This is a genomic window from Saccharopolyspora gloriosae, assembly GCF_022828475.1.
Taxonomy (GTDB): Bacteria; Actinomycetota; Actinomycetes; order Mycobacteriales; family Pseudonocardiaceae; genus Saccharopolyspora_C; species Saccharopolyspora_C gloriosae_A.
Window position 1 is genome coordinate 227,202 of the sequence record NZ_CP059557.1, and the last position, 23,571, is coordinate 250,772.

20 protein-coding genes are annotated in these 23,571 nt (G+C 69.5%); 10 read left to right on the forward strand and 10 right to left on the reverse strand.

Annotated elements, in window-relative coordinates; translation table 11 throughout:
• Window positions 1-6: 6 nt before the first annotated feature.
• A complete protein-coding gene (locus H2Q94_RS01030) occupies window positions 7-930 on the reverse strand; it encodes an EamA family transporter (RefSeq protein WP_243791010.1) in 924 nt (307 codons plus the stop codon).
• 72 nt (window positions 931-1,002) lie between these two features.
• On the opposite strand from H2Q94_RS01030, the gene H2Q94_RS01035 reads away from it, so the two are divergent.
• On the forward strand, window positions 1,003-1,899 hold the full coding sequence (locus tag H2Q94_RS01035) for a LysR family transcriptional regulator (protein ID WP_243791012.1): 897 nt from the start codon (window positions 1,003-1,005) through the stop codon (window positions 1,897-1,899).
• A 30-nt stretch (window positions 1,900-1,929) separates the two neighbouring features.
• Here H2Q94_RS01035 and H2Q94_RS01040 read toward each other — a convergent pair whose 3' ends face one another.
• Together H2Q94_RS01040 and H2Q94_RS01045 are read right to left on the reverse strand one after the other, a co-directional pair.
• A complete protein-coding gene (locus H2Q94_RS01040) occupies window positions 1,930-3,531 on the reverse strand; it encodes an alpha-amylase family protein (protein WP_243791015.1) in 1,602 nt (533 codons plus the stop codon).
• Between the two features lie 96 nt (window positions 3,532-3,627).
• Window positions 3,628-3,840: a hypothetical protein gene (locus H2Q94_RS01045; RefSeq protein WP_243791018.1), complete on the reverse strand. Its 213-nt coding sequence runs from the start codon at window positions 3,838-3,840 to the stop codon at window positions 3,628-3,630.
• 618 nt (window positions 3,841-4,458) lie between these two features.
• Between H2Q94_RS01045 and H2Q94_RS01050 the strand changes: the two genes are divergently transcribed.
• Window positions 4,459-5,712: a VanZ family protein gene (locus tag H2Q94_RS01050; RefSeq protein WP_243791020.1), complete on the forward strand. Its 1,254-nt coding sequence runs from the start codon at window positions 4,459-4,461 to the stop codon at window positions 5,710-5,712.
• A gap of 40 nt (window positions 5,713-5,752) precedes the next feature.
• Here the strand turns inward: H2Q94_RS01050 and H2Q94_RS30795 are convergent, their stop codons facing one another.
• A complete protein-coding gene (locus tag H2Q94_RS30795) occupies window positions 5,753-5,920 on the reverse strand; it encodes a hypothetical protein (RefSeq protein ID WP_397545408.1) in 168 nt (55 codons plus the stop codon).
• Window positions 5,921-6,092: 172 nt separating this feature from the next.
• Window positions 6,093-7,883 carry a 2-isopropylmalate synthase gene (gene leuA / locus H2Q94_RS01060; protein ID WP_243791025.1) on the reverse strand — a complete coding sequence of 597 codons (1,791 nt, stop codon included), beginning with the start codon at window positions 7,881-7,883 and terminating at the stop codon, window positions 6,093-6,095.
• 236 nt (window positions 7,884-8,119) lie between these two features.
• Between leuA and H2Q94_RS01065 the strand changes: the two genes are divergently transcribed.
• The 3 genes from H2Q94_RS01065 to H2Q94_RS01075 all read left to right on the forward strand — a co-directional run bounded on the left by H2Q94_RS01065 (window position 8,120) and on the right by H2Q94_RS01075 (window position 10,919).
• Window positions 8,120-8,401, forward strand: coding sequence for a hypothetical protein (locus tag H2Q94_RS01065; RefSeq protein WP_243791027.1), 282 nt, complete (start codon window positions 8,120-8,122; stop codon window positions 8,399-8,401).
• Between the two features lie 102 nt (window positions 8,402-8,503).
• On the forward strand, window positions 8,504-8,890 hold the full coding sequence (locus tag H2Q94_RS01070; protein ID WP_243791030.1) for a hypothetical protein: 387 nt from the start codon (window positions 8,504-8,506) through the stop codon (window positions 8,888-8,890).
• A 139-nt stretch (window positions 8,891-9,029) separates the two neighbouring features.
• The gene (locus H2Q94_RS01075; RefSeq protein ID WP_243791032.1) at window positions 9,030-10,919 is read left to right on the forward strand and encodes an FUSC family protein; all 1,890 of its coding nucleotides are present in this window, start codon (window positions 9,030-9,032) and stop codon (window positions 10,917-10,919) included.
• Between the two features lie 120 nt (window positions 10,920-11,039).
• Here H2Q94_RS01075 and H2Q94_RS01080 read toward each other — a convergent pair whose 3' ends face one another.
• The 3 genes from H2Q94_RS01080 to H2Q94_RS01090 form a co-directional block, all read right to left on the reverse strand.
• On the reverse strand, window positions 11,040-12,161 hold the full coding sequence (locus H2Q94_RS01080; protein ID WP_243791034.1) for an aminotransferase class V-fold PLP-dependent enzyme: 1,122 nt from the start codon (window positions 12,159-12,161) through the stop codon (window positions 11,040-11,042).
• Window positions 12,162-12,409: 248 nt separating this feature from the next.
• Entirely contained in the window at window positions 12,410-13,024 is a 615-nt protein-coding gene (locus H2Q94_RS01085; protein WP_243791036.1) for a nitroreductase family protein, read from the reverse strand.
• 86 nt (window positions 13,025-13,110) lie between these two features.
• Window positions 13,111-14,352 carry a mannosyltransferase family protein gene (locus H2Q94_RS01090; protein WP_243791038.1) on the reverse strand — a complete coding sequence of 414 codons (1,242 nt, stop codon included), beginning with the start codon at window positions 14,350-14,352 and terminating at the stop codon, window positions 13,111-13,113.
• Window positions 14,353-14,661: 309 nt separating this feature from the next.
• On the opposite strand from H2Q94_RS01090, the gene H2Q94_RS01095 reads away from it, so the two are divergent.
• The 5 genes from H2Q94_RS01095 (at window position 14,662) to H2Q94_RS01115 (ending at window position 19,923) form a co-directional block, all read left to right on the forward strand.
• A complete protein-coding gene (locus H2Q94_RS01095; protein WP_243791041.1) occupies window positions 14,662-15,927 on the forward strand; it encodes an aspartate kinase in 1,266 nt (421 codons plus the stop codon).
• Window positions 15,927-16,979: an aspartate-semialdehyde dehydrogenase gene (locus H2Q94_RS01100; RefSeq protein ID WP_243791044.1), complete on the forward strand. Its 1,053-nt coding sequence runs from the start codon at window positions 15,927-15,929 to the stop codon at window positions 16,977-16,979. The genes H2Q94_RS01095 and H2Q94_RS01100 overlap by 1 nt, the downstream gene beginning before the upstream one ends.
• A gap of 108 nt (window positions 16,980-17,087) precedes the next feature.
• The gene (locus H2Q94_RS01105; protein ID WP_243791046.1) at window positions 17,088-17,699 is read left to right on the forward strand and encodes a Uma2 family endonuclease; all 612 of its coding nucleotides are present in this window, start codon (window positions 17,088-17,090) and stop codon (window positions 17,697-17,699) included.
• A gap of 61 nt (window positions 17,700-17,760) precedes the next feature.
• Window positions 17,761-19,239, forward strand: coding sequence for a gluconokinase (locus H2Q94_RS01110; protein ID WP_243791049.1), 1,479 nt, complete (start codon window positions 17,761-17,763; stop codon window positions 19,237-19,239).
• A gap of 150 nt (window positions 19,240-19,389) precedes the next feature.
• Window positions 19,390-19,923: a Fur family transcriptional regulator gene (locus H2Q94_RS01115; protein WP_243791051.1), complete on the forward strand. Its 534-nt coding sequence runs from the start codon at window positions 19,390-19,392 to the stop codon at window positions 19,921-19,923.
• 336 nt (window positions 19,924-20,259) lie between these two features.
• Here the strand turns inward: H2Q94_RS01115 and H2Q94_RS01120 are convergent, their stop codons facing one another.
• Complete coding sequence (locus tag H2Q94_RS01120; protein WP_243791054.1) at window positions 20,260-21,735, reverse strand: dynamin family protein; 1,476 nt, start codon at window positions 21,733-21,735, stop codon at window positions 20,260-20,262.
• Entirely contained in the window at window positions 21,732-23,543 is a 1,812-nt protein-coding gene (locus H2Q94_RS01125) for a dynamin family protein (RefSeq protein WP_243791056.1), read from the reverse strand. The genes H2Q94_RS01120 and H2Q94_RS01125 overlap by 4 nt, the downstream gene beginning before the upstream one ends.
• Window positions 23,544-23,571 lie beyond the last annotated feature (28 nt).

Consider the following 23,571-nt stretch of genomic DNA (forward strand, 5'->3'; position numbering starts at 1 on the left):
GGGCGATCAGGCGGGGCGTGCGGGTTCTGGTTCGGGGGTGGTGGTCGGCCGGCGGGGTGTGGAGCGGGGCGGGAGGCTGCCCAGGAGCACTCCGGCGATGACGATCAAGCCCGCGAGCAGCTCGATCGGGTGCGGGCGCTCGCCCAGGATCAGCCACGCCGAACTCACTCCGACGATCGGTACCAGCAGTGAGAACGGGGCGACCGTGCTCGCCGGGTAGCGCGCCATCAGCGTCGTCCAGATGCCCGAGCCGAGCACCGTCGCCAGCGCCGCGGTGAACGCCAGCCCGCCCAGCGCGGCCCAGCCGGTGGCGGAGGTGACCGAGCCGACGAGCGCTCGCCAGCCGAGGCTCGGACCTTCGACCAGCGCGGACAGCGCGAACATCGGCAGCGGCGGCACGATCGACATCCACAGCGTCAAGCGCAGCGGATGCGGCGCCTTCGCCTGGCGGCTGCACAGGTTCCCGAACGCCCAGCCGAGCGCTCCGCACAACGTCAGCACCACCGGCAGCAGTGCCGCCGCCTGCGACCGGTGCCAGCCGATGACGACCATGCCGAGCACGGCCACGACGATGCCGACGGCCTGCCGCGCCCGGATCTTCTCCCCCAGCAGCACCCCGCCCAGCAGCACCGTGAACGGTGCCGACGCCTGCAGCACCAGTGAGGCGAGTCCCGTCGGCATCCCGGCATCGAGCGCCAGGAACAGGAATGCGAACTGCAGGGTGCCGAAGCCGAGCCCGTAGCCCAGCAGCCACCGCCACCGCACCGCCGGACGCGGCACCAGCAGCAGCGTCGGCACCGCGATCACCGCGAAGCGCAGCCCGGCGAAGAACATCGGCGGGAACTGCCGCAGCGAGAAGTCGATGGCGATGAAGTTGATCCCCCACAGGACGGCCACGAACACGGCGAGGAGACGGTCTCTGGCGTTCACGTCTCCGAGCGTGCGCGGCTCGTTTGTGAAGGACAAGCAATATTGTCTGCATTATCCATGTAGTTTTGCTTCATGGAAGTACGGAGGTTGCGGTTGCTGCGCGAGCTGGCCGACCGGGGCACGGTGACCGCGGTCGCGAAGGCCTTGGACTACACGCCCTCCGCGGTCTCCCAGCAGATCAGGGCGTTGCAGGCGGAGGCGGGCGTGCCGCTGACCGAACCCGCCGGGCGGGGCCTGCGGCTCACCGATGCGGGATGGGCGCTGGTGACCAGGGCCGATGAGGTGCTCGCCGCGATGGACCGGATGGACGCGGAGCTCAACAGCTTCCGGTCCGCGCCGCGCGGCACCGTGCGGTTGGCGATGTTCCCGTCCGGCGCGCTGCTGGTGCTGCCCGGGCTGCTGCGGCGGCTGACGGCCGAACCGCAACTGCGCCTGGAGTTCCGGGACGTCGACATGACCTCGGCGGAGATTCCGGCGCTGCTCGCGGACTTCGACGTCGTCGTGACCCACCGGGATGACCACGCGCCGCCGTTCGACGCGGCCCGGATGGAGATCACCTCGCTGTACCGCGAACCGCTGGACGTGGCACTGCCCCCGGGACATCGGCTGTCCGGGAACGCGCGGGTGGAACTCACCGAGCTGGCGGGGGAGCCGTGGATCGGCGTCAACGTCGGCTTTCCCGTCGACGACGTGCTGCGCTCGCTGGCGGTGCGCACCGGGACCCGGCCGGAGGTGGTGCAGCGGGTCAACGACTTCCGCATCACCGAGGCGCTGGTGGCGGCCGGGCACGGGGTGGCCCTGCTGCCGCGCTACCTGGTGGACAACCCGAACCTGGTGATGCGCCCGCTCGCCGGGGTCCGCGCCGGCCGCAACATCGAGGCCCTCACCCGCCGAGGAGCCACGGGACGTCCCGCCGTCCACGCCGTCCTCAACGCACTCCGAGCAGAATCCACGGTCCTCACCACCTGATCCGGGGTGGACGCGATGTCGCGCTCGGGGTCAGGGGGTGTGGTGCTCCTCGGCCCAGCGGGCGATGGCGGCGACTTCGTCGGCGTGGGCCGGGAGGGTGTCGTCGGTGATGCTCACGACGGGGATGTGGCCGGGGCGCACCACGTCCGCGGGGCGCGGTACGAAACCCTTCTCGTGCACGCCGGTGCTGCCCAGTCCCGGGGTGCCCTCCGCGAGGTGCCCGGTGGTGCGCGCGTACCGCGTCAGCACCTGCGGTGACCGCAGGTCACGGTCCACGCCGAACCACTGCTGGCTCAGCGGGAAGATGCCGGACAACGCGTCCCACCAGCCCTCCGCGGCCAGCAGCAGGTCCGGATGCCGCCCCCGCAGCTGCTCGGCGAGCCTGCGGTAGCCGTCCACCAGCTCGTACCGCGGATCGTTGAACCAGTAGCCGACGGTGTCGAAGAACGCCGCGTCCACGCCGAACTCCCGCACGATCGCCGACACGGATTCGACCAGGTGCGCCCGAAATCCGGGCTCACCCGGGTTGAGGAACACCTGATCGCCCTCACCGGTGCGGTCCCCGTCCCAGTCGGGCCGGTTGAGCAGTTCCACGTAGCGCCCGGTGTCGTTCTGGAACACCGAACTCCGCCAATCCGCGTACTGCGTGACGTTGGCGCCGTGCCCGCCGAACATCGGCATCAGCCGCACGCCGAGTCCGCGGGCCGCCTCGGTGAGCTCGCGAAACCCTTGCGCCCCACCGAGGTCCGCGCCGGGCCGGTAGTGCGGGTAGTCGTGGTAGTAGCGACCTTCCCAGCCGGGCAGGTACGCCAGCACCCGGTGCGGCTCGATGTGCGAGGTGACGAAGCGCAGCGCCTCGGCCATGGCGGGGAAGGTGTTGAACACGTGCCCCGTCCAGTGCTGCCCGTGCAGCGTGACGACCAGCGCGATGTCCCGCAGCCAGCTCGGCACGTCGCGCCGCCGCTCCCACGGTTGAAGCCGGTGCGCCCGCTCCACGAAGGACAGATGCTCGTCGAGGTCGCCGTCGGGCGCGGAGACGTTGCGGTGCAACAGGATCGACGGCACCTGGTACCGGTGCGCCCGCGCGGAGGCGGCGGGCACGTGCACCAGCTCGACGATCCGGCCGGGCGCGTACGCGGGCCGGTGCACGTGCAGGATCTGCCGTCGCACCAACGGATCCCGCACGCTGAGCGTGAGATCACCGCTGGCCGCCCACGGAGTCGCCCAGTCCGGGCCGGGGTATTCGAGTTGGAATCGCCTGCCGTCCGCGCCGTGCTCCTGCCCGCGCGCGGTGTTCGCCGCCCACCAGGTCCGCTCGGGAAGCCCGGTGATCAGGAGTTTCACCGCTTTCACCGGTTCCGGGTGCCGGACGGAGATGGACCATTCGGTGCGATCGCCGCGCTGGTGCACGGTGATGTCGGCGCCGCCTTCGGCCGTGCGCTGCTGCCCGAGCAGCGCGAGCCGCTCGCAGTGCAGCCGCCCGTCGTGGAACCGCGTGCTCGCCGCGTCGAGGCCGTAACCGTTGTCGGTGGTGAAGATCTGCACGGCCCAACGAACGTCACCGGACTCGCCGGGCAGCGGGAAGTACGGATCGCGGGGGTCGAAGCTCAGGTCCGCGTCGATCAGGGCCATGAGCGCTCCCGGTGGCTCGGAAGTCCGTTCAGGAGCCCTTTTGGTCAGCGGCGGTTCCGCTGTGCGACCAGCTGCGCAGCTCTCTGCGGGGACTTCTCAGGACGGTTCGGTGTACGTCGAAACCTTGTCCAGCAGCGCCGCGAAGTCGTCCGCCTCGTCCGCCTCGAAGATCAACGTGTCGCCGGGCGGGAGTACGACGGCCACCCGATCGCCCATGACCAGGATCGACACGGTGCGATTCTCGCCGCTGGAGTCGCGGCAGGGAATCCGCCATCGGAGGTCATCGCTGTGGTCATCGGTCGGCAGCATGTCGTCCAGTCCACCTCGGGCTTGGTTCGGGTGCCAGTCAAGCAATGGCTGACTGAACCGCGCGCGGCGCGAAGCGACAAGTGGCATCGACCGATCGAGTGGCGATCGTGATCAACTTTACGGACGGCGGCGGTGACGGCGGGCGTCCGGCGCGGGAAAGCGGCCGGCCCCGACAGGCCCCGTGGCCTACCGGCCGCTCTCCCGGATTTCCCCAGGGGTGAGTCTGATCACAACAACCTTTTGCTGCTCCGGCATTTTCCCCCTTCATGATCGACCGCCACTACCTCCTTTAGTCGAGTCGGGTACTGATCGTGACGACCTGTTCGGTGGTCGGAGGTCGGTCATAAGGCGGAACGGATGGACGTTCTAATTGCGCCGGATGATGTCTCGTCACGCTATGTGCCAGCGAAACAGCCGGTCATGGCGCCGACCGTGCGGTTTCGAATCATCGTCGGCGGCCCGCTTTTCGGCGAGTGCGTGAACGCGCGAGCACGAACCGTGATTCCTGGTGAAATTGCGTCATTTCACACGGATGGATGGGCTCAGCGCGTTCGGTGCGGAAAGGTGGACTGGACCTGAGGGAGGCGCCCGGTCAGCGCGCTCCGGCGGGGACGTTCGGTGAGTGTTCGAGGAGTGCGGTTGATCGACCGGGTGACGCCCGCGGTGACGGCGATCTGGTGCGGTGCCGTGCTCGCGGTGCTGCTGTTCGTGCCGTTCGTGGCCCGCGAGTACCGCTGGCGCGGCGAAGTCGGTGCGGGGCGGATGCTGGTCGTGCTCGGTTTCGTCGTGCACTCGTGGTCGCTGATGACGTACACGTTGCTGCCGCTGCCCGCCGTGACGCCGGGTTTCTGCGCCGATCCGGGCGAGTACGCCGCGCAGCTGGAGCCGCTGCACTTCCTCGCGAATTTCCGCGCGGGCACCGGGGGATTCGGCGACCTGGTGCGGGATCCGATGGTGGGACAGGTGCTGCTGAACGTGGCGCTGTTCGTCCCGCTGGGCATGTTCGTGCGGCACCTGTTCCGCGCGGGCAGGCTCAGCACCATCGGGATCGGTTTCGCCGTATCGCTGCTGATCGAGTCGACGCAGCTCACCGGCGTGTGGTTCGTGTACCCGTGCGCGTACCGGCTGTTCGACGTGGACGATCTGCTGGCGAACACGGCGGGCGCGACCTTCGGCCTGCTGCTCGCGCCGGTGCTGGACCTGGTCGGCGGCCGGGCGGCGACGCGCCAGTCCACGCCGCGCCGGGTGACGGCGCCGCGGCGGCTGCTCGGCATGGCGTGCGACGTGGCGGCCGTGGTGCTCACCGGCGTCGCCCTGCACGGCGGGGTCGTGGCGGTGATGGTGTTCGCCGGTGCCCAGTCGGTGGCGTTGCCGGAGCCGGTGGAGGCGCTGCTCAACGCGTGGCTGCCCGGAATCCTGGTGCTGCTCGTCCCGACGCTGGTCGGCAGTGGCGGCACGTTGGGTCAGCGCGCGGTGCTGCTGCGGCCCGCGCTGCCGGACGGTTCGCTGCCCGCGAAGGCCCGGCTGCTGTGTAGGTTGTTGTTCGGCAGCGGCCAGTACGCGCTGCTGGTCGGTTTCGCCGACATCGGCCCTTCCGAGGTGAACCGGTTCGCCATCGGATTCGCACTGCTCACCGCGCTGGCGGTGAGCTTCACCTCGCGGAACCGGGGAATCTCCGCCTGGATCACCGGTCTGTCCATCATGGACACCCGGATGCCGCGATCCAAGTTCCGCAGGCGCAAGGGAGACCGGTTCACCCAGGGCGAGACCATCCTCGTCGGCAGCCTCCCCACCTTCGAGCGCGGCGCCCGCGACCTCCGCGGCCTCGTCGACACCCGAGGGATCGGAGCCCACCGCCGACAGGACCACTGAACGGCGAGTGCTGCCCCTCCGAAAAGTTCTTGCGGGCGGGTTACCGCGCGACCGGCGCACCGGCGGCGGCGAGTGCGCCGAGGGCGGCGACCTCCCCGCAGGCGCCGCAGTACGGGACTCGAAGGACCGGGCCGCCGGGCACTTCGCCGTCGATCGTCCACAGTGGTCGAACCGTCTCGTCGCCATCGAACGCGGCGACTTCGAGCACTGCACGCGAGCGCGGCTACCGCTCCACGAGGTGAGACGTTCGTGGTTCGTCCGCTCCATGCGCTCGTCGGGACGGTCGCCGTGCCGTGGTCCGGCGCCCCTGACCGCGAAAAGCCGCGCCCGCACACCGGTTTCGGGCGCGGGCGCGGCTTTTCGCCAGGTTCAGCGCGGGGTCAGCGGTGTGCTCGGTTCACCGCCGACACGACCGCGCGCAGCGAGGCCGTGACGGTGGAGGTGTCGATGCCCGCGCCCCAGAAGATCTCGTCGCCCACGGCGCACTCCAGGTACGACGCGGCCCGGGCATCGTCGCCCGCGGTGAGTGCGTGCTCGTTGTAGTCCATCACGCGCACGTCGTGGCCGATGGTGCTCAGGGCGTCGACGAACGCGGCGATGGGGCCGTTGCCGTTGCCGGTGATCTCCTGCTCGGTGCCGTCCACCACGACCGTCGCGGTGATCGACTCGTGGCCCGCCTCGCCGGTGAACGAGCGCCGCACCAGCTCCAGCGGGGTGCGCGGCTCCAGGTACTCCTCGGAGAACACCTGCCACATCGCGGCGGGGGAGACCTCGCCGCCGTCGGAGTCCGTGCGGGCCTGCACCTGCTTCGAGAACTCGATCTGCAGCTTGCGCGGCAGGTCCAGCTGGTGCTCGCTCTTCATGATGTACGCGACGCCGCCCTTGCCGGACTGCGAGTTCACCCGGATCACGGCCTCGTAGCTGCGGCCCACGTCCTTCGGGTCGATGGGCAGGTACGGGACCTCCCAGCGGTGCTCGTCCACGGTGACGCCGGCGCGCTCGGACTCGGCGCGCAGCGCGTCCAGGCCCTTGTTGATGGCGTCCTGGTGGCTGCCGGAGAACGCGGTGTAGACGAGCTCGCCGCCCCACGGGTGGCGTTCGGGCACCGGCAGCTGGTTGCAGTGCTCCACGGTGCGCTTGATGTGGTCGATGTCGGAGAAGTCGATCTGCGGGTCGATGCCCTGGCTGAACAGGTTCATGCCCAGCGCCACCAGGTCCACGTTGCCGGTGCGCTCGCCGTTGCCGAACAGGCAGCCCTCGATGCGGTCCGCACCCGCCTGGTAGCCGAGCTCCGCCGCCGCGATGCCGGTGCCGCGGTCGTTGTGCGGGTGCAGCGACAGGATCACCGAGTCGCGCCGCGCCAGGTTGCGGTGCATCCATTCGATCGAGTCGGCGTAGACGTTCGGCGTGGCCATCTCGACGGTCGACGGCAGGTTCAGGATCACCGGGCGTTCCGGGGTCGGCTGCCAGATCTCGGTGACCGCGTCGCAGACCTCGACGGCGAAGGAGAGCTCGGTGCCGGTGTAGGACTCGGGCGTGTACTCGAAGCGGAAGTCGGTGTCGGAGTACTTGCTCGCGTACTCCAAGGCCAGCTCGGCGCCCATCTTGGCGATCTTCTTGATGCCTTCGCGCTCCTCGCGGAACACCACGCGGCGCTGCAGGATCGACGTCGAGTTGTAGATGTGCACGATGGCGCGCGGCGCACCCTCCAGCGCGGCGAACGTGCGCTCGATCAGCTCCGGACGGCACTGCGTGAGCACCTGGATGTGCACGTCCTCCGGGATCGCGCCGTCCTCGATGATCTCGCGGACGAAGTCGAAGTCCGTCTGGCTCGCCGCCGGGAAACCGACCTCGATCTCCTTGTAGCCCATCTTGACCAGCAGGTCGAACATGCGGCGCTTGCGGGCGGGCGACATCGGGTCGATCAGCGCCTGGTTGCCGTCGCGCAGATCGACGGCACACCACAGCGGAGCTCGGGTGATGCGTTGATCCGGCCAGGTGCGATCCGGCAGCGATACGTCCTCGACCAGCTCGTGGAACGGGCGGTACCGGTGGAACGGCATCGAGGAACCGCGCTGCGCGTTCCAAGGGGCTTGATCGGCAGGGGCCGGGCGGGACGGAGTGTGAACCTTGCCCGCGAACGGTGCTTGCGGATCCTGCGCGGAAGTCATTGACGTTTCTCCTGCTGGTGGGTGTCTGAATCAGACGACCGACAGGTTGCTACCCCGCGACGAGGGGCCGGCCTAACTGACCCCGTCGCGGCGAAGAAGCAGGAGAACGCGTGCCACGTCCGCCAGGTTAACCGCACCGGGTGCCCGCGACGCAACCCGCTATCCCACATGGTGGTCGAGCGGCGACCGCCATGCGGCGGAATGCCCTGGGCTCGGGCACGGGCAGACTGGGGATCATGGCTGCGAATAAGGGGCGGTCCGGCATCGCCACCCTGATCAACGGCGCGGGCTTCGTGCTCGCCGTCATCCTGGTGCTGCACCTCGTGCTGGTGCTGTTCGATCTTCCCAGCGAGAACGGGCTGGCCGAGTCGGTGGGCAACGCCGCCGAGCCGCTCGCCCTGTTCTTCCCCGGTTTGATCCAGACGACCAACGCGCAGCTCCAGCTGCTGTTCGACTACGGCCTGGCCGCCGCCTTCTGGGTGCTCGTGGCCAGCCTCCTCGCCCGGGTCTTCGGCTGAGCGCGACCGGTGGAGTTCGCGCGGTGAGCGCAGGTCACGAGCAGGCTACGGCGGCTACCCGGCGGTAGTTTTCCGGGCTCATCGCGTGTCACACTTCCGGGCATGTCGGAGAACGTCGGTGGAACGACCACCGGTGAGCAGGACGGCGACCGGCCCAACGGAGGGCGACGGCGGCTGCGCAAGTCGTCCGACTGGGCGAAGGTCCGCGCGCAGGTCGTCGGAGTGCTCGCCTCGGTGGTCCGCTGGATCGGCACGCTCGCCGCGCTGGTGCTCACGGTGCACGTGGTGCTCACCGTCGGCGGAGCCAACCCGGACAACGGGATCACCCGGTTCGTGGCCGACTGGTCCCAGCCGCTCGCGCTCGGATTCTCGAACCTCTTCACGCCGGAGAACCCGCAGCTGGCCGTGCTGGTGAACTTCGGCATCGCGGCGGTGTTCTGGTTGATCATCACATCGATCGCGGTCCGGATCATCAGAGCCTTCGGCTGACCCCGACCCGGTGATGTGATGCACCGCAACGTGTGATGCTTGCACGGAGCTGAACCACCAGCGGCGAAGTGGCGTGACAATGCACGCACTCAGCCGCTCGGCGTGGAGCGCGGATTCCCCACCAGCGAGAGGGATGTGCGTGACACGGACCGAAACGCTCGCCGCACCCACCAGGTACTCGCGCGCACTGCTGCCCGCGTGGCTGTTGCGGATGTTGCGACCCGCTCCGCTGCCGCTGGACTGGACGCGCATCGTGGCCGCGGCGATGGGCATCGGCGGCCCCACCCTCTTCGGCATCGCGCTGGACCGGCTCGACGAGGCGGTGCTCGTCTCGGTCGGTGCGCTGTGCGCCAGCTTCTCCGACCTCACCGGCTCCTACCGGTACCGGATCCGCCGCGTCGGGCTCACCGTGCTCACCGGTGGATTCGGGTTCGCGGTCGGCGCGTTGGCGCCGACCCAGCTGGGGGCCGCCGTCGTGGTCGTCGCGGTCGCGATTCCCTCCGTGCTCTCCAGCCGCGTCAACGATCTGTGCGCGGCGGCGGGCGCGCAGATGCTCACGTTCTGCGTCGTGGCCACCGGACACGTCACGGCGGGCATTCCCGTCGGAGAACAGATCGTGTGGTTCGTCGCCGGGGAGATCCTGCTGCTGGTGATGGTCGCAGCGACCTGGCCGTTCCGGCGGGCCGCCCCGGCGCGAGGCGCGGTGGCGCGGGTCTTCGAGGCGTTGCTGAAACTGTTCGACGCCGCCGGGACCGACGCCGCGATCACCGCCCGGCAGGACCTCACGAAAGCTCTCGACAGCGCGCACGACATCCTCGTCGGCGGTGCCTCCATCTCCCGGAGCCGAGTGCACGACCGGCTGTACGTGATCCTGACCCGCGCCACGCCCGTCGTGGAGGCCTCGGTGGCGCTCGCGCACGCCGGGATCCGGCCCGCCGATCCCACTCTTGATGCCATGCGCACCATCGCGCGCTGCGTGCGGGACGGCACGACCGTGCCGCCCTACCGGCCCACCGCCTCGGGCTCGATCATGGTGCACGCGCTGGACCAGGGGCTCGTCGACCTCATCGACTCCTGGCGCCGCGCCAAGGAGGCCGACGTGCCGGACTTCCGGGAACGGCTCGGTGCGTGGGAGCGGCTCCGGTTGTGGCGCAGCAACATCAGCATCGGCCGCACCGGGTGGCTGCTGACGCTGCGCATGGTGCTGTGCCTCGCCGTCGCCGAAGGCATCGGGATCGCCTTGCAGTTCCAGAACTCGTACTGGATCGCGATGACCGTGGCGCTGGTGCTCAAACCCAACTCCGGTTCCGTGTTCGCCCGCACCGTGCTGCGCGGCATCGGCTCACTGGTCGGCGTGCTCATCGCCGGACTCGTGATGCTGGCGGTGCCCTCCGGCTGGGGGCTCGCGATCGCGACCGTGCTGGTCGCCGCGTTCGTGCCGGAAGCGCTCAGCAGGCACTACGGGCTGTTCACCATGGTCGTCACGATGATCGTGCTGCTGCAGATGCACCAGAGCGACCTGTTCGTGGAGCAGCTGCCCCGGGTGCGGCTGGTGGACTCGCTGCTGGGGTGCGCGCTCGTGCTCGTCATCGGGTACCTGATGTGGCCATCGGGACGCAGCCCGGCGTTGGCGGGCAGGCTCGCCGACGCGGTCGACACCGTCTCCGAGTACGTGTCGTTGTCCATGGCCGGACGCGTCCAAGGGCGCTCCGCGCTGCGCCGCCGCACCTACCGGGAACTGTCCGACCTGCGTACCGCGTTGCAGCAGCAGCTGATGGAGCCCGCCGCGGTGGGCCGGACCGCCGAAGTGTGGTGGCCGTCGATCATCGTGCTGGAACGGCTGGTGGACGCCGCGACCGAACGCGCGCTGCTGATCGAGCGCGGCGGCGACGACCTGCGGCTGGAGCACACGCAGCGCATCGTCTCGACGATGCGCAGCGCCGCCCGCCAGCTGCGCATCCAGCCCGACGCCCCGGCTCACACCCTGCGCAACAGGCTCACCGACGTTTACACCGAAGTCGTGTCCTGAGCGGCGCCCGCTCGGTGCGCACCTGGTCCGCGAAACAGTCCACAGTGGCCAGGTCGAGCAGGCGTGCCGCCGACCTCGGGTCGCCGAGACCGCGCCACCTGACCCTGATGCGGAACGAGCTCACGGCCCTACGCGCTCCGCGAGATCCCGCAGCACGGCCCGCAACTGGTCGGCGGCTTCCCACACCTCGGCGTAGCGCAGCCACGTCGGCGCGAAGCTGAACCGCATCGTGGTGGGTTCCGCGAGGTCCACGATCACGCCGCGCGACAGCAACTCCTGGGCGACGTAGTGGGCGTGGCGATGGGTCACGCAGACGTGGGCGCCGCGGGATCCCCCGGTCACCGGGACCGGCGCCACCTCCGCGGGCAGCTCCTGCAGGCAGCGCAGGAAGAACGTGGCCAGCCCCGCCGATTTCGTGGCCAGCGCGGCGGGCGTCGCGCCGCTCATCGCCGCCAGCCCGGCGCGCAGATCCGAGATCGCGAACGTCGGCGGCATCGCCGAGAACGGCCCGCACCGCCGCGTGCCGGCAAGCTCCTCGCCCCGCTGCTGCGCGGTGAACGAGTAACCCGGAGAGCCGGAACCGCCACCGAGGTAGCGATAGCCGCAGCCGACGGCGAAATCCGCCTCCCACGACCGCAGCTCGACCCGCACCGCGCCGGCGGAATGGCTCAGGTCCCACAACGACAACGCGCCGTGCCGATGCGCCTCGGCGGTGATCGACGCCGCGTCGCGCACCGCACCGGAGAGCGGATCGACGTGCGACAGCGCGAGAACCGCGACTTCCTCGTCGAGCTGCGCGGGCAAGTCGGTCACGTCGTCGATCATGCGCAGCGTGCAGCCTGCGAAATCGGCGGCCGACCGCGCCAGGTAGTGATCCGCGGCGAAGCAGTTGCGCCCCACCGCCAGCACGCGCCGCTCGGGACGCAGCGCCGCGGCGGAGCGCAAGCCGTTGAACAGGTTCATCGACGCCGAATCGGCGACCGAGACCTCCGCGGGCAGCGCTCCGATCAACGGTGCGACGGCGGAGGCGGCGAGCCGGGCCTGCCTGCGCAGGCCGTCGTCGAACTGCGGCCAGCCGGTGTGGTCCCAGCGGTGCTCCACGAACTCCCGCAGGCGCGCGGAAGTCGACCTCGGCCGCAGTCCGCCGCTGGTGCCGTCGAGCCGGACCATCCCGCCGGGCAGGGAGTAGTGGGCGCGCAAGGTGGCAAGCTCGTCGGCGCGGTCCAGCGCCTCCGCGGCCACTCTTGTGCTCGTCCACACGAGTGAGATTCATACCTCATTGATCGACTCCGCGTCACTGCCCCGTCCACCTGTCGAACCGGCGGCGCACCCCGCCGACGGGTTGTTCTCCCACGTCACGGGACTGTCCGAGGCGATGGGCTCGAAGTGGAAAATGTCAGGTGAACGGCGGAGTTGACTGGACCAATTTCGAAAAAGGGACATCCACCCGCCGTCGGAACGACTCGGGACAGGACCGCTCGCCTCACGGGTCAGAACTGCGGAGTGCCCCACCGCTCGGTGAACACCAGCTCCGCCAGCGGACGCCGGGAACGCGGCGCGTGCTCCTTCTCCCGCAACCGATCCGGCATCCGGTCCGAGGAACCGAGCCGGCCCACCGCGATCGCCACCACCGGCTCGTAACCCGCCGGTACGCCGAACTCGGCACGCACGGCCTCCCGGTCGAAACCGGCCATCTGGTGGGCCGCGAAACCCTCGGCGACCGCCTGCAGCACCAGGTTCTGCGTCGCCAGCGCCACGCCGTACTCGCCGTAGGGCACCGGCTCGCCCTCGTCGTCGAGGGTCCGGGCGACGCCGATCGCCAGCGCCGAAGCCGACTCCGCCCAGCCCCGGTTGCCACGGGACAACGTGGCGTGGATCCGGTCGAACATCGGCTCGCCCCGGCGCCCAGCGAGGAACCGCGCGGGCTGCGTGTTGCCCCAGGAAGGCGCCCAGCGCGCCGCCTCGAACAACGCCCGGAACTCCGCGTCGTTGAGCTCTGCGTCCGGATCCAGCGCACGGGGGCTCCACCGGGACGCCAGCAGCGGATGCAGCGGCACGGACGAATCCGCCCATTTCCCGTCCGGCACCTCGAAATCCTCGGTCACGACTCAGTCCTTCCAGTGGGACTTGCGTAGTGGAGCACTCAGGCGCTCCGCCGCGGACAAGACACGGATCAAAACTAGTGGCGGAGTCAGATCGCGTACTCCCACGCCGTCAGGGAATACGCGCCGAACCAGGCGCCGAAGCACACCAGCAGCACCGCCGAGCACACCGCCGTCGTCGCCCGCCGGTGCGCCAGCCCGATCGCCACCGGGATCAGCAGCGGGAACGCGGGCAGCATCAGCCGCACCTTCGAGTACATCAACCCGTCCGAGCCGAGGTCCATCGCCAGCACCGCGAACGCGAACAGCACCAGCGGCCACGGCATCCGGGAGCGCACGCACAGCACCAGCAGCACCAGCGCGGTCAGCACGATCCAGACGGTGAACGTCTCCAGCACCGACTTGTACTGCGTCAACGACTCGATCATGAACTTGCCGGTGGCGAAGCCGCCGTCGAACGCCGTGGACCAGCCGCGCTGCTGCAGCGTGAAGTAGCCGCCCAGCGAACCGGTCTGCAACGCCACCCAGCCCACGTACAGCGCCAAACCCGACGGGGCGAGCACCGCGCCCAGCAGCGGCCGCCACCCGTCCTTGCGCTGGAACAGCGCGACCAGCGCCGCGAGGCCCACCACGCCGATCAACGCCGTCGCCGTCGGTCGCACCAGCCCAGAGGCCGCGCAGCACAGCCCGGCGAGCAGCCAGTTCCGCTCCAGCACCCCGACCAGCGCCCACACGGCCAGCGCGCAGAACAACGCCTCCGAGTACGCCATCGACAACGTCACCGCCATCGGGGAGGCCGCGAACAGCACCACCAGCAGCAGCCCCACGCCTGCCGTGCCGTCCACCGCGCGCCCGATGCGGAACAGGCCGTACGCGGCGACGATGCCCGCGATGAGGCTCACCGTGACCGCGGCCCCGGCCGAGCTGAACCCGGGGGCCGCGTCGAGCAGCCGCACCAGCATCGGATAGCCGGGGAAGAACGCCAGTGGCGTCTCCGGATTCCGGTTCCCGTGGCCGTCGACCATGCTGTTCGCGACGCCGCCGTAACCGTGCGTGGCGATCTCCAGGTACCACTCGCCGTCCCACGCGCTGAGGTTGTCCGACAACGCTTCGTCGTTGGCCGCGGAGAGCCAGGCCAGCACCAGCAGACCGAACAGCCGGATTGCGAGGTAAACCACACCGGGTGCCAGGAAGGACCACCGGGCACCCAGCTCTGCGACCCGGTCGCGAGCCTGCTCCCACCGTCGTTCGACGGGACGTTCTTGCTGGTCGTCCGCCCTGTTCCCGTCTTGGGAACGTTGCGGCCCGACCGCCTCCGGAGTGGTGGACAAACCGCTCCTCCGCCCTTGTCGACAAACCGGCCTGACAGGTTAGTCGTCAGTCACGGCTATGGGTCTGGGCGGTAACGGTTCGGTAGGCTGGCGCAGCAGCGGAGCGACCAGTCAGGGACCGCTCGACCAGCCAGGTCGAAGCTGCTTCTCGCTGGTCGCGGGGCTCCCCGGGCTCGCCGATCAACTCGGCGTGACCGCGCTGGTGCTCTTCGTCCACCGGCGTCAGTGCGGGACAAACCCCCGCACCCGGGACGACCGCTTCCTCCGGGCACCCATACCCGAGGAACGGCGCGAGGAGGTTAGTTTCACGTGGCGCTCGTCGTCCAGAAGTACGGCGGTTCCTCGCTGGAAAGTGCCGACCGGATCAAAAAGGTCGCCGAACGCATCGTGGAGACCCGCAAAGCGGGCAATGACGTGGTCGTCGTGTGCTCGGCGATGGGTGACACCACCGACGAGATGCTCGACTTGGCTCAGCGGGTCAACCCCGCCCCGCCGGAGCGTGAGCTGGACATGCTGCTCACCGCGGGGGAGCGGATCTCGAACGCGCTCGTCGCGATGGCCGTGGAGGCGCTCGGCGAGCAGGCCCGCTCGTTCTCCGGTTCGCAGGCCGGGGTGATCACCACCTCGGCGCACCAGAACGCGCGGATCATAGACGTGACCCCCGGCCGGGTGCAGGAAGCGCTCGCCGAGGGGCAAGTGGTGCTCGTCGCCGGATTCCAAGGCGTAGCGCAGGACACCAAGGACATCACCACGCTCGGCCGTGGGGGTTCGGACACGACGGCCGTCGCCGTCGCGGCGGCCATGAACGCCGACGTGTGCGAGATCTACACCGACGTCGACGGTGTCTACACCGCCGACCCGCGGATCGTGCCGGACGCGAAGCACCTGGAGCACGTCACCTACGAGGAGATGCTGGAGCTGGCCGCGACCGGCGCGAAGGTGCTGCACCTGCGCGCGGTCGAGTACGCCCGTCGCTACGGCGTCCCCCTGCACGTCCGCTCGTCGTACTCACCCAAGCCCGGAACGCTCATTTCCGGCTCAGTGGAGGATCTTTCCGTGGAACAGGCGATGATCACCGGCGTCGCGCACGACCGGTCGGAGGCCAAGGTCACCGTGCGCGGTGTGCCGGACAACCGAGGCGTCGCGGGCAAGATCTTCCGCGTGGTCGCCGATGCCGAGGTCGACATCGACATGGTGTTGCAGAACGTCTCGGGCAGCTCCTCGGGGCGCACGGACATCACGTTCACCGTCTCCCGCGACAACGGGGCCGAGGCGGTCGCGGAGCTGGAGAAGATCAAGTCCGAGGTCGGCTTCGAAGAGGTCGTCTACGACGACAACGTCGGCAAGGTTTCGCTGGTCGGCGCGGGGATGCGTTCGCACCCCGGCGTGACGGCGACGTTCTGCGAGGCGCTGTCCAACGCGGGTGTGAACATCGAGATCATCAACACCTCGGAGATCCGCATTTCGGTGCTGATCCGGGACACCCAGCTGGAGGACGCGGTGCGTGCGCTGCACGGCGCCTTCGATCTCGGTGGCGACGAAGAGGCCGTCGTGTACGCGGGGAGTGGTCGCTGATGGCTCCCACCGTTGCGATCGTCGGCGCCACCGGTGCCGTCGGCACCGTCATGATCGACATCATCAACAACCGCGAATCCGTGCCGTGGGGCGAGATCCGGTTGATCGCGTCCGCGCGCTCGGCGGGCAAGAAGATCACCGTGCGCGGGCAGGAGAACACCGTCGTCGAGCTCGCCCCGGAGGCGTTCGACGGCGTGGACATCGTGCTGTTCGACGTGCCGGACGAGATCTCCGCCGAGTGGGCGCCGATCGCCGTCGAGCGCGGCGCGATCGCCGTGGACAACTCGGGCGCGTTCCGGATGGACCCCGAGGTGCCGCTGGTGGTGCCGGAGGTCAACCCGGAGAAGGTGCACGAGCGGCCGCGCGGCATCATCGCGAACCCGAACTGCACGACGCTGTCGATGATGGCCGCGCTCGGTGCGCTGCACCACGAGTTCGGGCTCAAGGAACTGGTCGTGTCCTCCTACCAGGCCGCTTCCGGCGCAGGTCAGGAAGGCATCGACCGGCTCTACGCGGAGATCGAGGCGCTGGCGGGCAAGCAGGTCGGCTCGCGGGGCGGCGACGTCGCGGAGGCGCTGGCCGCGGCCGGGTTGCCCGAGGAGACGCCGTTCAAGGCTCCGCTGGCGCTGAACGTGGTGCCGTGGGCGGGGTCGCGCAAGGACGACGGCTGGACCTCGGAGGAGCTGAAGGTCCGCAACGAGTCCCGCAAGATCCTGGGCATCTCGGACCTGAAGGTCTCCGCGACCTGCGTGCGGGTGCCGGTGGTGACGACGCACTCGCTGGCCGTGCACGCGGTCTTCGAGCGCGAGGTCAGCGTCGCCGAGGCGCACCGGGTGTTCGAGGCGCAGTCCTCGATCGTGCTGCAGGACGACCCGGACAAGCTGGAGTTCCCTACGCCGGCGGCCGTCGTGGGCGCCGAGCCGACCTACGTCGGGCGGGTGCGGCAGGCGCTGGACTTCACGAACACGCTGGACTTCTTCGTGTGCGGCGACAACCTGCGCAAGGGCGCGGCGCTGAACACCTACGAGATCGCCGAGACGCTGGTGAAGTGACCTCGGACCGGTCCTGACGGGCGCCTTCCTCCTGGCCGGGAGGGAGGCGCCCTTCTATTGTCACGAAGAGGTGGGATCGCAAGCCGAACAGGTGATCTTCGAACCGACTTGATCGAGCTGCTGTTGGGCCGAGCCGATGGTGGAGGTATGTCCGTGATGAGTTGGCCCGATCACTTGCTGACCCTGGAGGAGTTCGACCGCCTCCCCGAGGACAACTCGCGGCGCTACGAACTCCAGGAAGGCGTCCTCCAGGTGTCCCCGAAGGCAGCGGCTGTTCACCAGCGCCTCATCAAGCGACTGACGGCGGCTTTGGACGCGCAACTTCCAGCGGAGTGGGAGGCGATGCAGGACGTGGAGGTCGTAGTCGGCACCAGCTTCCCTCCGACCGTCCGAATCCCCGACGCGATCTTGGCATCCACCCAAGCGTTCGACGTGAATCCGAATCGGCTGAATGCCACTGATGTCGCGCTCGCGGTCGAAGTCATCTCTCCTGGTTCGCGCCGCATCGATCGGCTTACGAAGGTGCAGGAGTACGCGCAAGCCGGCATCCCGCACTACTGGGTCTTCGACATCGACACGTCTGTGACGTTTACCGCGCTTCGGCTCGGCGAAGGTGGCTACGAGTCAGGCTTCGAAGGCGGCGGGATGTTCAAAACCGACAGCCCATTCGAGTTCGCCGTCGATCTGTCTTCACTCGTAGTGCGCGGGCCAGGACGTTGATCGTTATCACCGTCCCATCCGGGGCGTAGGTGCGCGGTTCCGGCCCGGTTAGGTTGGAGTCATGAGCTCCGCAGCGGTCGTTCTCGGCATTGATCTCGGTACCACCGCCACGAAGGTCGTGGCCGCGACCAGCGGCGCCGAGGTGCTGCACCAGACCGAGCGCGGATATCCGCTGCGGACCGATGAGACGGGCGAGGCTACGCAGGATCCGCGGCGGGTGCGGGACGCGGCGATCGAGGCGCTCACCGAATGCGTGACCTGGGCTCGCGAGCAGGGCCACGAGGTGCGGGCGTTGTCGTTCAGCACCGCCATGCACACCTTGGTCGGGCTGGACTCGGCCGGGGAACCGGTGACACCGGCGTTCAACTGGGCCGACACCCGGGCCGCCGAGGTCGCGAAGCGGTTGCGCGCCGACGAGTCCGGCTCGGCCGCCGAGCTGCACCGCGCCACCGGCACTCCGGTGCACACCCAGTCGGTGATGGTGAAGCTCGCCTGGCTGACCGGGTCGCGCACCGCCCTCATCGCTGGCGTCGAGCGCTGGTGCGCGTTGAAGGACTACGTGTTCGGCGCCTTCGTCGACGAATTCGTGACGGACTACTCGCTGGCCTCCGGCAGCGGTCTGCAGGACATGTACGCCCTGGCCTGGCACGAGCCCGCGCTGTCGGTGGCGGGAGTGCGCGCCGAGCAGCTGCCCGAGATCAAGGCGCCGACCGACACGCTGCCGCTGACGGCACGGACGGCCGAGGCCACCGGGCTGCCCGAGGGCTTGCCGGTGGTGCTCGGGGGCGGCGACGGGCCGCTCGCGAACCTCGGAGTCGGCGCCACGAGCCCGGGGGTGGCGGCGCTGTCGCTCGGGACCAGCGGGGCGCTGCGGGTGGTGCGGGAACGGCCCGGCGTCGACGACGCGTGCCGCACCTTCAGCTACGCCCTCGCCGACGGTCTCTGGGTGATCGGGGGCGCGGTGAGCAACGGTGCCGTCGTGGGGCAGTGGGCGGCCGACACGTTCGGCGTCGACGTCGCCGACCTGCTCGACGAGGCGCTGGCGGTCGATCCCGGCGCGGACGGGTTGATGGCCCTGCCGTACCTGCTGGGGGAGCGGGCGCCGTGGTGGGAACCGGGGCTGACCGGGGCGTTCGTGGGGCTGCGCAGGTCGCACGGGCGGGCCGAGATGACCCGGGCGGTCGTTGAAGGAGTGGCGCAGCAGCTGGCGCTGGTGAAGGAAGCGGTGCACGACGCCGGCGCGAACGTGCGCTCCATCCGGGCGACCGGAGGAGGGTTCCGCAGCGAGGTGTGGGCCACCGCGATCTCCGCGGCACTGGGCATGGAGCTGGAGCTCGCCGAGAGCAGCGGCGGGTCCGGGCTGGGCGCGGTGCTCCTGGGCTGGCGGGCGCTGGGCGAACTCGACTCCCTGGAGTCGGCCTCTGACCTGGTCCGGCCGGAACGCGTCGTGGCACCGGACGCCGAGGCGACCGAGCTGTTCGCCCGCAGGCGCCCGCTCGTTGATCAACTGCACCGGGCGCTGCGCGCTCTGGAGATCTGAGCACCTGCTCGTCCGGTCATCGGGGAGATCGCCGAGCAACGACCGGCCGAGCAATCGCTGAGGTTCCGCCGCCCGGCGGCTCGGGTCGCTCGAACCCGGCGTCTGATTTTTTTGACTGGTTCCAGTTTGTTCGTGGCATACTGATATGCGATGACACCGAGCAGCAGGCCCGAGGTCGGGCGCGCCGAATTCGCGGACGGCCACGCGGTGGCCCTCCGGGATCGGTTGCGCGCTGCCGGGCTGCGGGCCACGAAACCGCGCGTCGCGGTGCTGACGTGGCTGGCGGGGCATCCGCACTCGACCGCCGATCAAGCGGTGAGCGCGGTGCGGCCCGAACTCGGCGGAGTGTCCACCCAGGCCGTCTACGACGTGCTGCGCGCCTGTACCGCGGCCGGGCTGCTGCGGCGGATCGAACCGGCCGGTCACCCGGCCCGATTCGAGGCGCGGACCGCTGACAACCACCACCACCTGGTCTGCAGGCACTGCGGCCGGACCGAGGACATCGACTGCGCGCACGGCACCGCGCCATGCCTGAGCCCGGCGCACTCCGCCGGCTACGCGGTGGACGAGGCCGAAGTCGTGTTCTGGGGCGTGTGCCCGGACTGCCGCACCGCCGCACCTTCCGGCGATCAGCTCGCCGACCCGAACCGGGGCGCCCGATCCGGCAACGCCCCTGGCCGCTGACTGCGGCTCCCACCACAGGATCCAGGCCCGGCCCGAAACCCGGGCCTGGATCCGAGGGAAGCGACGGACTGCTTCGCGGCGAAGCCGTGCAGTAGGGCGGCGAAGCCCGCGAAGGGCGGCGAAGCCCCGCCTGCCTTGCGGCCGGAGGCCGTGCCTGTATGTGCGAAGCACACAGCCCACGTCACAAAGCCGCTCACCGGCGGGTTCTCAGTGGCTTCCTCGCGAGGACGGCCTTTTCCCTCGTGGCGCGGAGCCACTAGGGAAAAAGATCCCGCAGCGAGGAAGCCACTGAGGTTCCGCTACCCGGACACCTCAGAAAAGGAGAAACCGGCCGACTCAGTGAACCCGTGAAGCGATCAGGCGTTCGCAGCTGCGGAGCACCACTCGGACCGCTTCGAGGTGCGCGCGGTCGTGCAGCGGGTTCACCGCTTGGTCCCGCCAGCGCGCCAGCGCGGCCCCGGCCTCCTCGGCCAAGATCGACTCCAGGGTGTCCGGCTCCTGGCCCAGCCGCGAGGCCGCGTCCTGGCCCTGCGCGCCCAGCAGTCGCCGTGCCTCGTTCTGCAGCGGGCGGGGGAAGCTCAGCTGGCCGGACTGCAACGCCGACAGCAGCCGCATCTCCTCCCACTCGGGCGCGTTCGATAGCAACCGCTCGAACTCCCCGCGCAGCTGCTGCACGCCGGGGCGCGGATTCGCCCGCAGCACCATGTCCACCGCCAGCAGCACCGATCGCGCGCGCAGCACGTCCTGCCGTTCGATGAACTGCTGGTGTACCGCCTCCTGCAGATCGTTGAGCCTGCTCGCCTCCAGCAGCGTGGCGCTGAGCCGCTTCTGATCCGTGATGCCCTCGGCGAGGGCGGTGAACGCCTGGGCCAGGCCGAACCGTCCGAAACGGTCCATCAGGTCCTGGCGCACGCTCGGCGGCACCGACTCCGGCGTGGGGTTGTTGGAGAACCGGTCGGACGACAGCAGCAATGTCTCCAACGCCTTCTCCGGCAACTGCCGCAGGTTGATCAGCGCCGCGAGATCCGCTTCGGTGAACGTGGCCGCCGCCTGCCCCAGCAAGCCGATCACCGGGATCGAGTACTGGGTGAACGACCGCACCGCCGGGTCGTCGCGGAACCGCAACGCGATCCGCTCGGCCGCCGCCACCGCGCCGCTGCCCCCGTTGCCCATCTCATCGGCGCGGGAGAACGTGATGATCGTGTTGATCGGGGCGCGCCGCGCGAGCTGCAACTCGTGCACCGACTGCAAGAACTGCACGTCGGTCTGCTGCGGGTAGCGGGTCAGGTACAGCAGCGCGTCCGCCTCGGACAGGATCTGCGCCAGCGCCGACCGCCCCGTGTCCTGCATCGCGGAGGAGGAGACCCCGGGCGTCTCCAGCAGCGTGATGGCCTGCAGGCCCGGCGCGGGAGCCTCGATCACCAGCCGCGACACCTCGTCCGGCCGCCACCGCTGCAGATCGCGAATCGTGTTCGTGTCCAGCGTCGTCACCGGTACGTTCTGCACCGCCCCGTGCGGGGTGTGCACGGTGATCCGGGGTTCCGGGCCGTACTGGTAGAAGGTGTTGACCTGCGTGCTCTCCTCGGCATCGGTCGGCGCGAGCCGCTGGCCCACCAGCGCGTTGATCAGCGTCGACTTGCCGGATTTGACCCGCCCGCTGACCGCGATGCGCAACGGCTGGTCCAGCCGTTCCAGCCGCCCGCGCAACCAGGCGGAGGTGCGCGGATCGTCCCGGTAGAACGTCATGGTGCGGATCAGCAGCGCACGGGACCGCTCCAGCAGGTCGCCCTGGGGGACGTCGGGCCGGCTCATGCCGCGGTGATGCGGTTCGCGGTCAGCATTCCGGCACGCCTGCGCAACAGCGAGAGCTCTTCGAGTTTCCGGCGGATCTCGCGCGCCCGGTCCTCGCGGTCGACGGCGCTGCGTTCGGCGATGCGCTTGATGCTCTGGATTTCCTTGCTGATCTCCAACTGCGCTTCCTCGGTGAGCTGGGTGAAGTGCTGGTGCAGCGCGCGATGCGTGGCCCGGATGCCGTCCTTGGCCTCCTTGTTCACGTGGAACACGACGTGCTCCACGTAGCGCTGCGCGGTCGTCTTGGCCTCGGCTTGGCGGCGGCGCAGCCGGGCATCCGTCTCCTCGTTGAGGCTGCGGCTGCCCAGCAGCAGACCCGCGGAGATGGACACGACGTTCAGCAGCGGCAACCCGATCTGGCTGGTGATCAGGCCGAACATGAGCACGCCGCCGTAGGAGCCGCGCAGCCCGGTCAGCACTTGATCGAGCCGTTTGTACACGCCGTTGCTGGGTTTTTTCAACGGTGTCACCTGGCCGAACGGGTCCGGGATGGGGATCTGTTCGATGCGCGGGCGGATGCTGGGGTGCTCGCGCAGGAATTCGTCTGTGACCCGGTCGCGCAGCTGTTCGCGGCGGAGGTCGAGCCAGGTGAAGTTCTCCTCGATGGCGGTCGCGAGCGCGCCGTCGAGCCATTCCACGAAGTCGTCCCAGACGGTCACCGGGTCGGCTTCTTCGAGGGTGTCGCCGATCTGGTTGGTGATGGCCCAGCTGCGTTCGCGGAAGTCGAACTCGATGTCGGCGAACAGTTCGCCGATGCCGTCGCTGAGGGTCTTCTGCCAGCGTCCGGTGATCCGCCGCAGATCTTCGGAGCGGCGTTGGGCGGTTTCCAGTTCGATCAACGTTTCCGCGGCGGTTCGCGGACTTTGTCCGGTGAGTTCCGCTTTCAGCGTTTCGCTGAGTTCGTCGACGGCGTCGGCGACGTTCTGCGCCACGAGCCGGCGGGTGAGCTGATCGTGCTGGCCGAGTGCTTCGCCGCGCAGATATTCGACGAGCTGGGGAAAACCGGATTCGGTGTTGAGCGTGGTGTCCTTGGCGTGCATCGCGCGCATCCGGATCGTGGAGGCCACCGGAAAGATCTTGGCGTTGATGCCCGCTCCCGCGAGGTGGCGCTTATTCACCTCGACGACTTTCCGCCAATGCGGCGTTATGTCGGTTTTGGGCTGTACGACCGCTACGTTCGGGCAGAGCTTGGTGACCTTCTTCAGGAAGCTCAACTCGTTGTGCGTGAGTTCCTGGGTCGCGTCGGACACGATGAGCAGCGCGTCGGCCTCGGCGACGACACCGAGGGTGCGGGCGGTGAGCGTGGCGGAGGTGGCGCCGATGCCCGGCGTGTCCATCAGCACCAGCCCGTCCTTGAGCACCGCGCGGGGAATGCCGACTTCGCCGCGGCTGACCGGCCTGCCGTTGCTGATGGCCTGGTCGATGCGTTCCCGCACCTGTTCCACCGGCACCGGGAACCTGTCGAGAGCGGCAGGACCGCTCGCCGGTTCTTGCTCGATCACCTGTGCGGTGGGGTGCTCGGAATGACGTACCAGAGTGGGGACGCGCGTGGTGACATCTTCGCCCGAGTCGCACACGGCCGCGTTGACCAAAGCGTTGATCAGCTCGCTTTTGCCCTGCTTCGGTTCTCCCACGACCAGCACCAACTGGGCGGGATCCAGGACGCGCGTTCGGATCTGCCGTAGTCGGTTGTGCAGGTCGGGGCGCTGCTGCTCGGCGCATTCGGCAGTCGCGCGATCGATCAGTTCCACCATCGCCGTCTCGATCACAGAAGCGATTGTGGACCGTTCAGTGGGT

What these genes read in the sequence shown, in the direction of transcription:
- H2Q94_RS01035 (WP_243791012.1), top strand. Translation starts at nt 1,003, where the DNA reads ATGGAAGTACGGAGGTTGCGGTTGCTGCGCGAGCTGGCCGACCGGGGC.
- H2Q94_RS01040 (WP_243791015.1), bottom strand. Translation starts at nt 3,531, where the DNA reads ATGGCCCTGATCGACGCGGACCTGAGCTTCGACCCCCGCGATCCGTAC.
- H2Q94_RS01045 (WP_243791018.1), bottom strand. Translation starts at nt 3,840, where the DNA reads ATGCTGCCGACCGATGACCACAGCGATGACCTCCGATGGCGGATTCCC.
- leuA (WP_243791025.1), bottom strand. Translation starts at nt 7,883, where the DNA reads ATGACTTCCGCGCAGGATCCGCAAGCACCGTTCGCGGGCAAGGTTCAC.
- H2Q94_RS01065 (WP_243791027.1), top strand. Translation starts at nt 8,120, where the DNA reads ATGGCTGCGAATAAGGGGCGGTCCGGCATCGCCACCCTGATCAACGGC.
- H2Q94_RS01070 (WP_243791030.1), top strand. Translation starts at nt 8,504, where the DNA reads ATGTCGGAGAACGTCGGTGGAACGACCACCGGTGAGCAGGACGGCGAC.
- H2Q94_RS01100 (WP_243791044.1), top strand. Translation starts at nt 15,927, where the DNA reads ATGGCTCCCACCGTTGCGATCGTCGGCGCCACCGGTGCCGTCGGCACC.
- H2Q94_RS01110 (WP_243791049.1), top strand. Translation starts at nt 17,761, where the DNA reads ATGAGCTCCGCAGCGGTCGTTCTCGGCATTGATCTCGGTACCACCGCC.
- H2Q94_RS01115 (WP_243791051.1), top strand. Translation starts at nt 19,390, where the DNA reads ATGACACCGAGCAGCAGGCCCGAGGTCGGGCGCGCCGAATTCGCGGAC.
- H2Q94_RS01120 (WP_243791054.1), bottom strand. Translation starts at nt 21,735, where the DNA reads ATGAGCCGGCCCGACGTCCCCCAGGGCGACCTGCTGGAGCGGTCCCGT.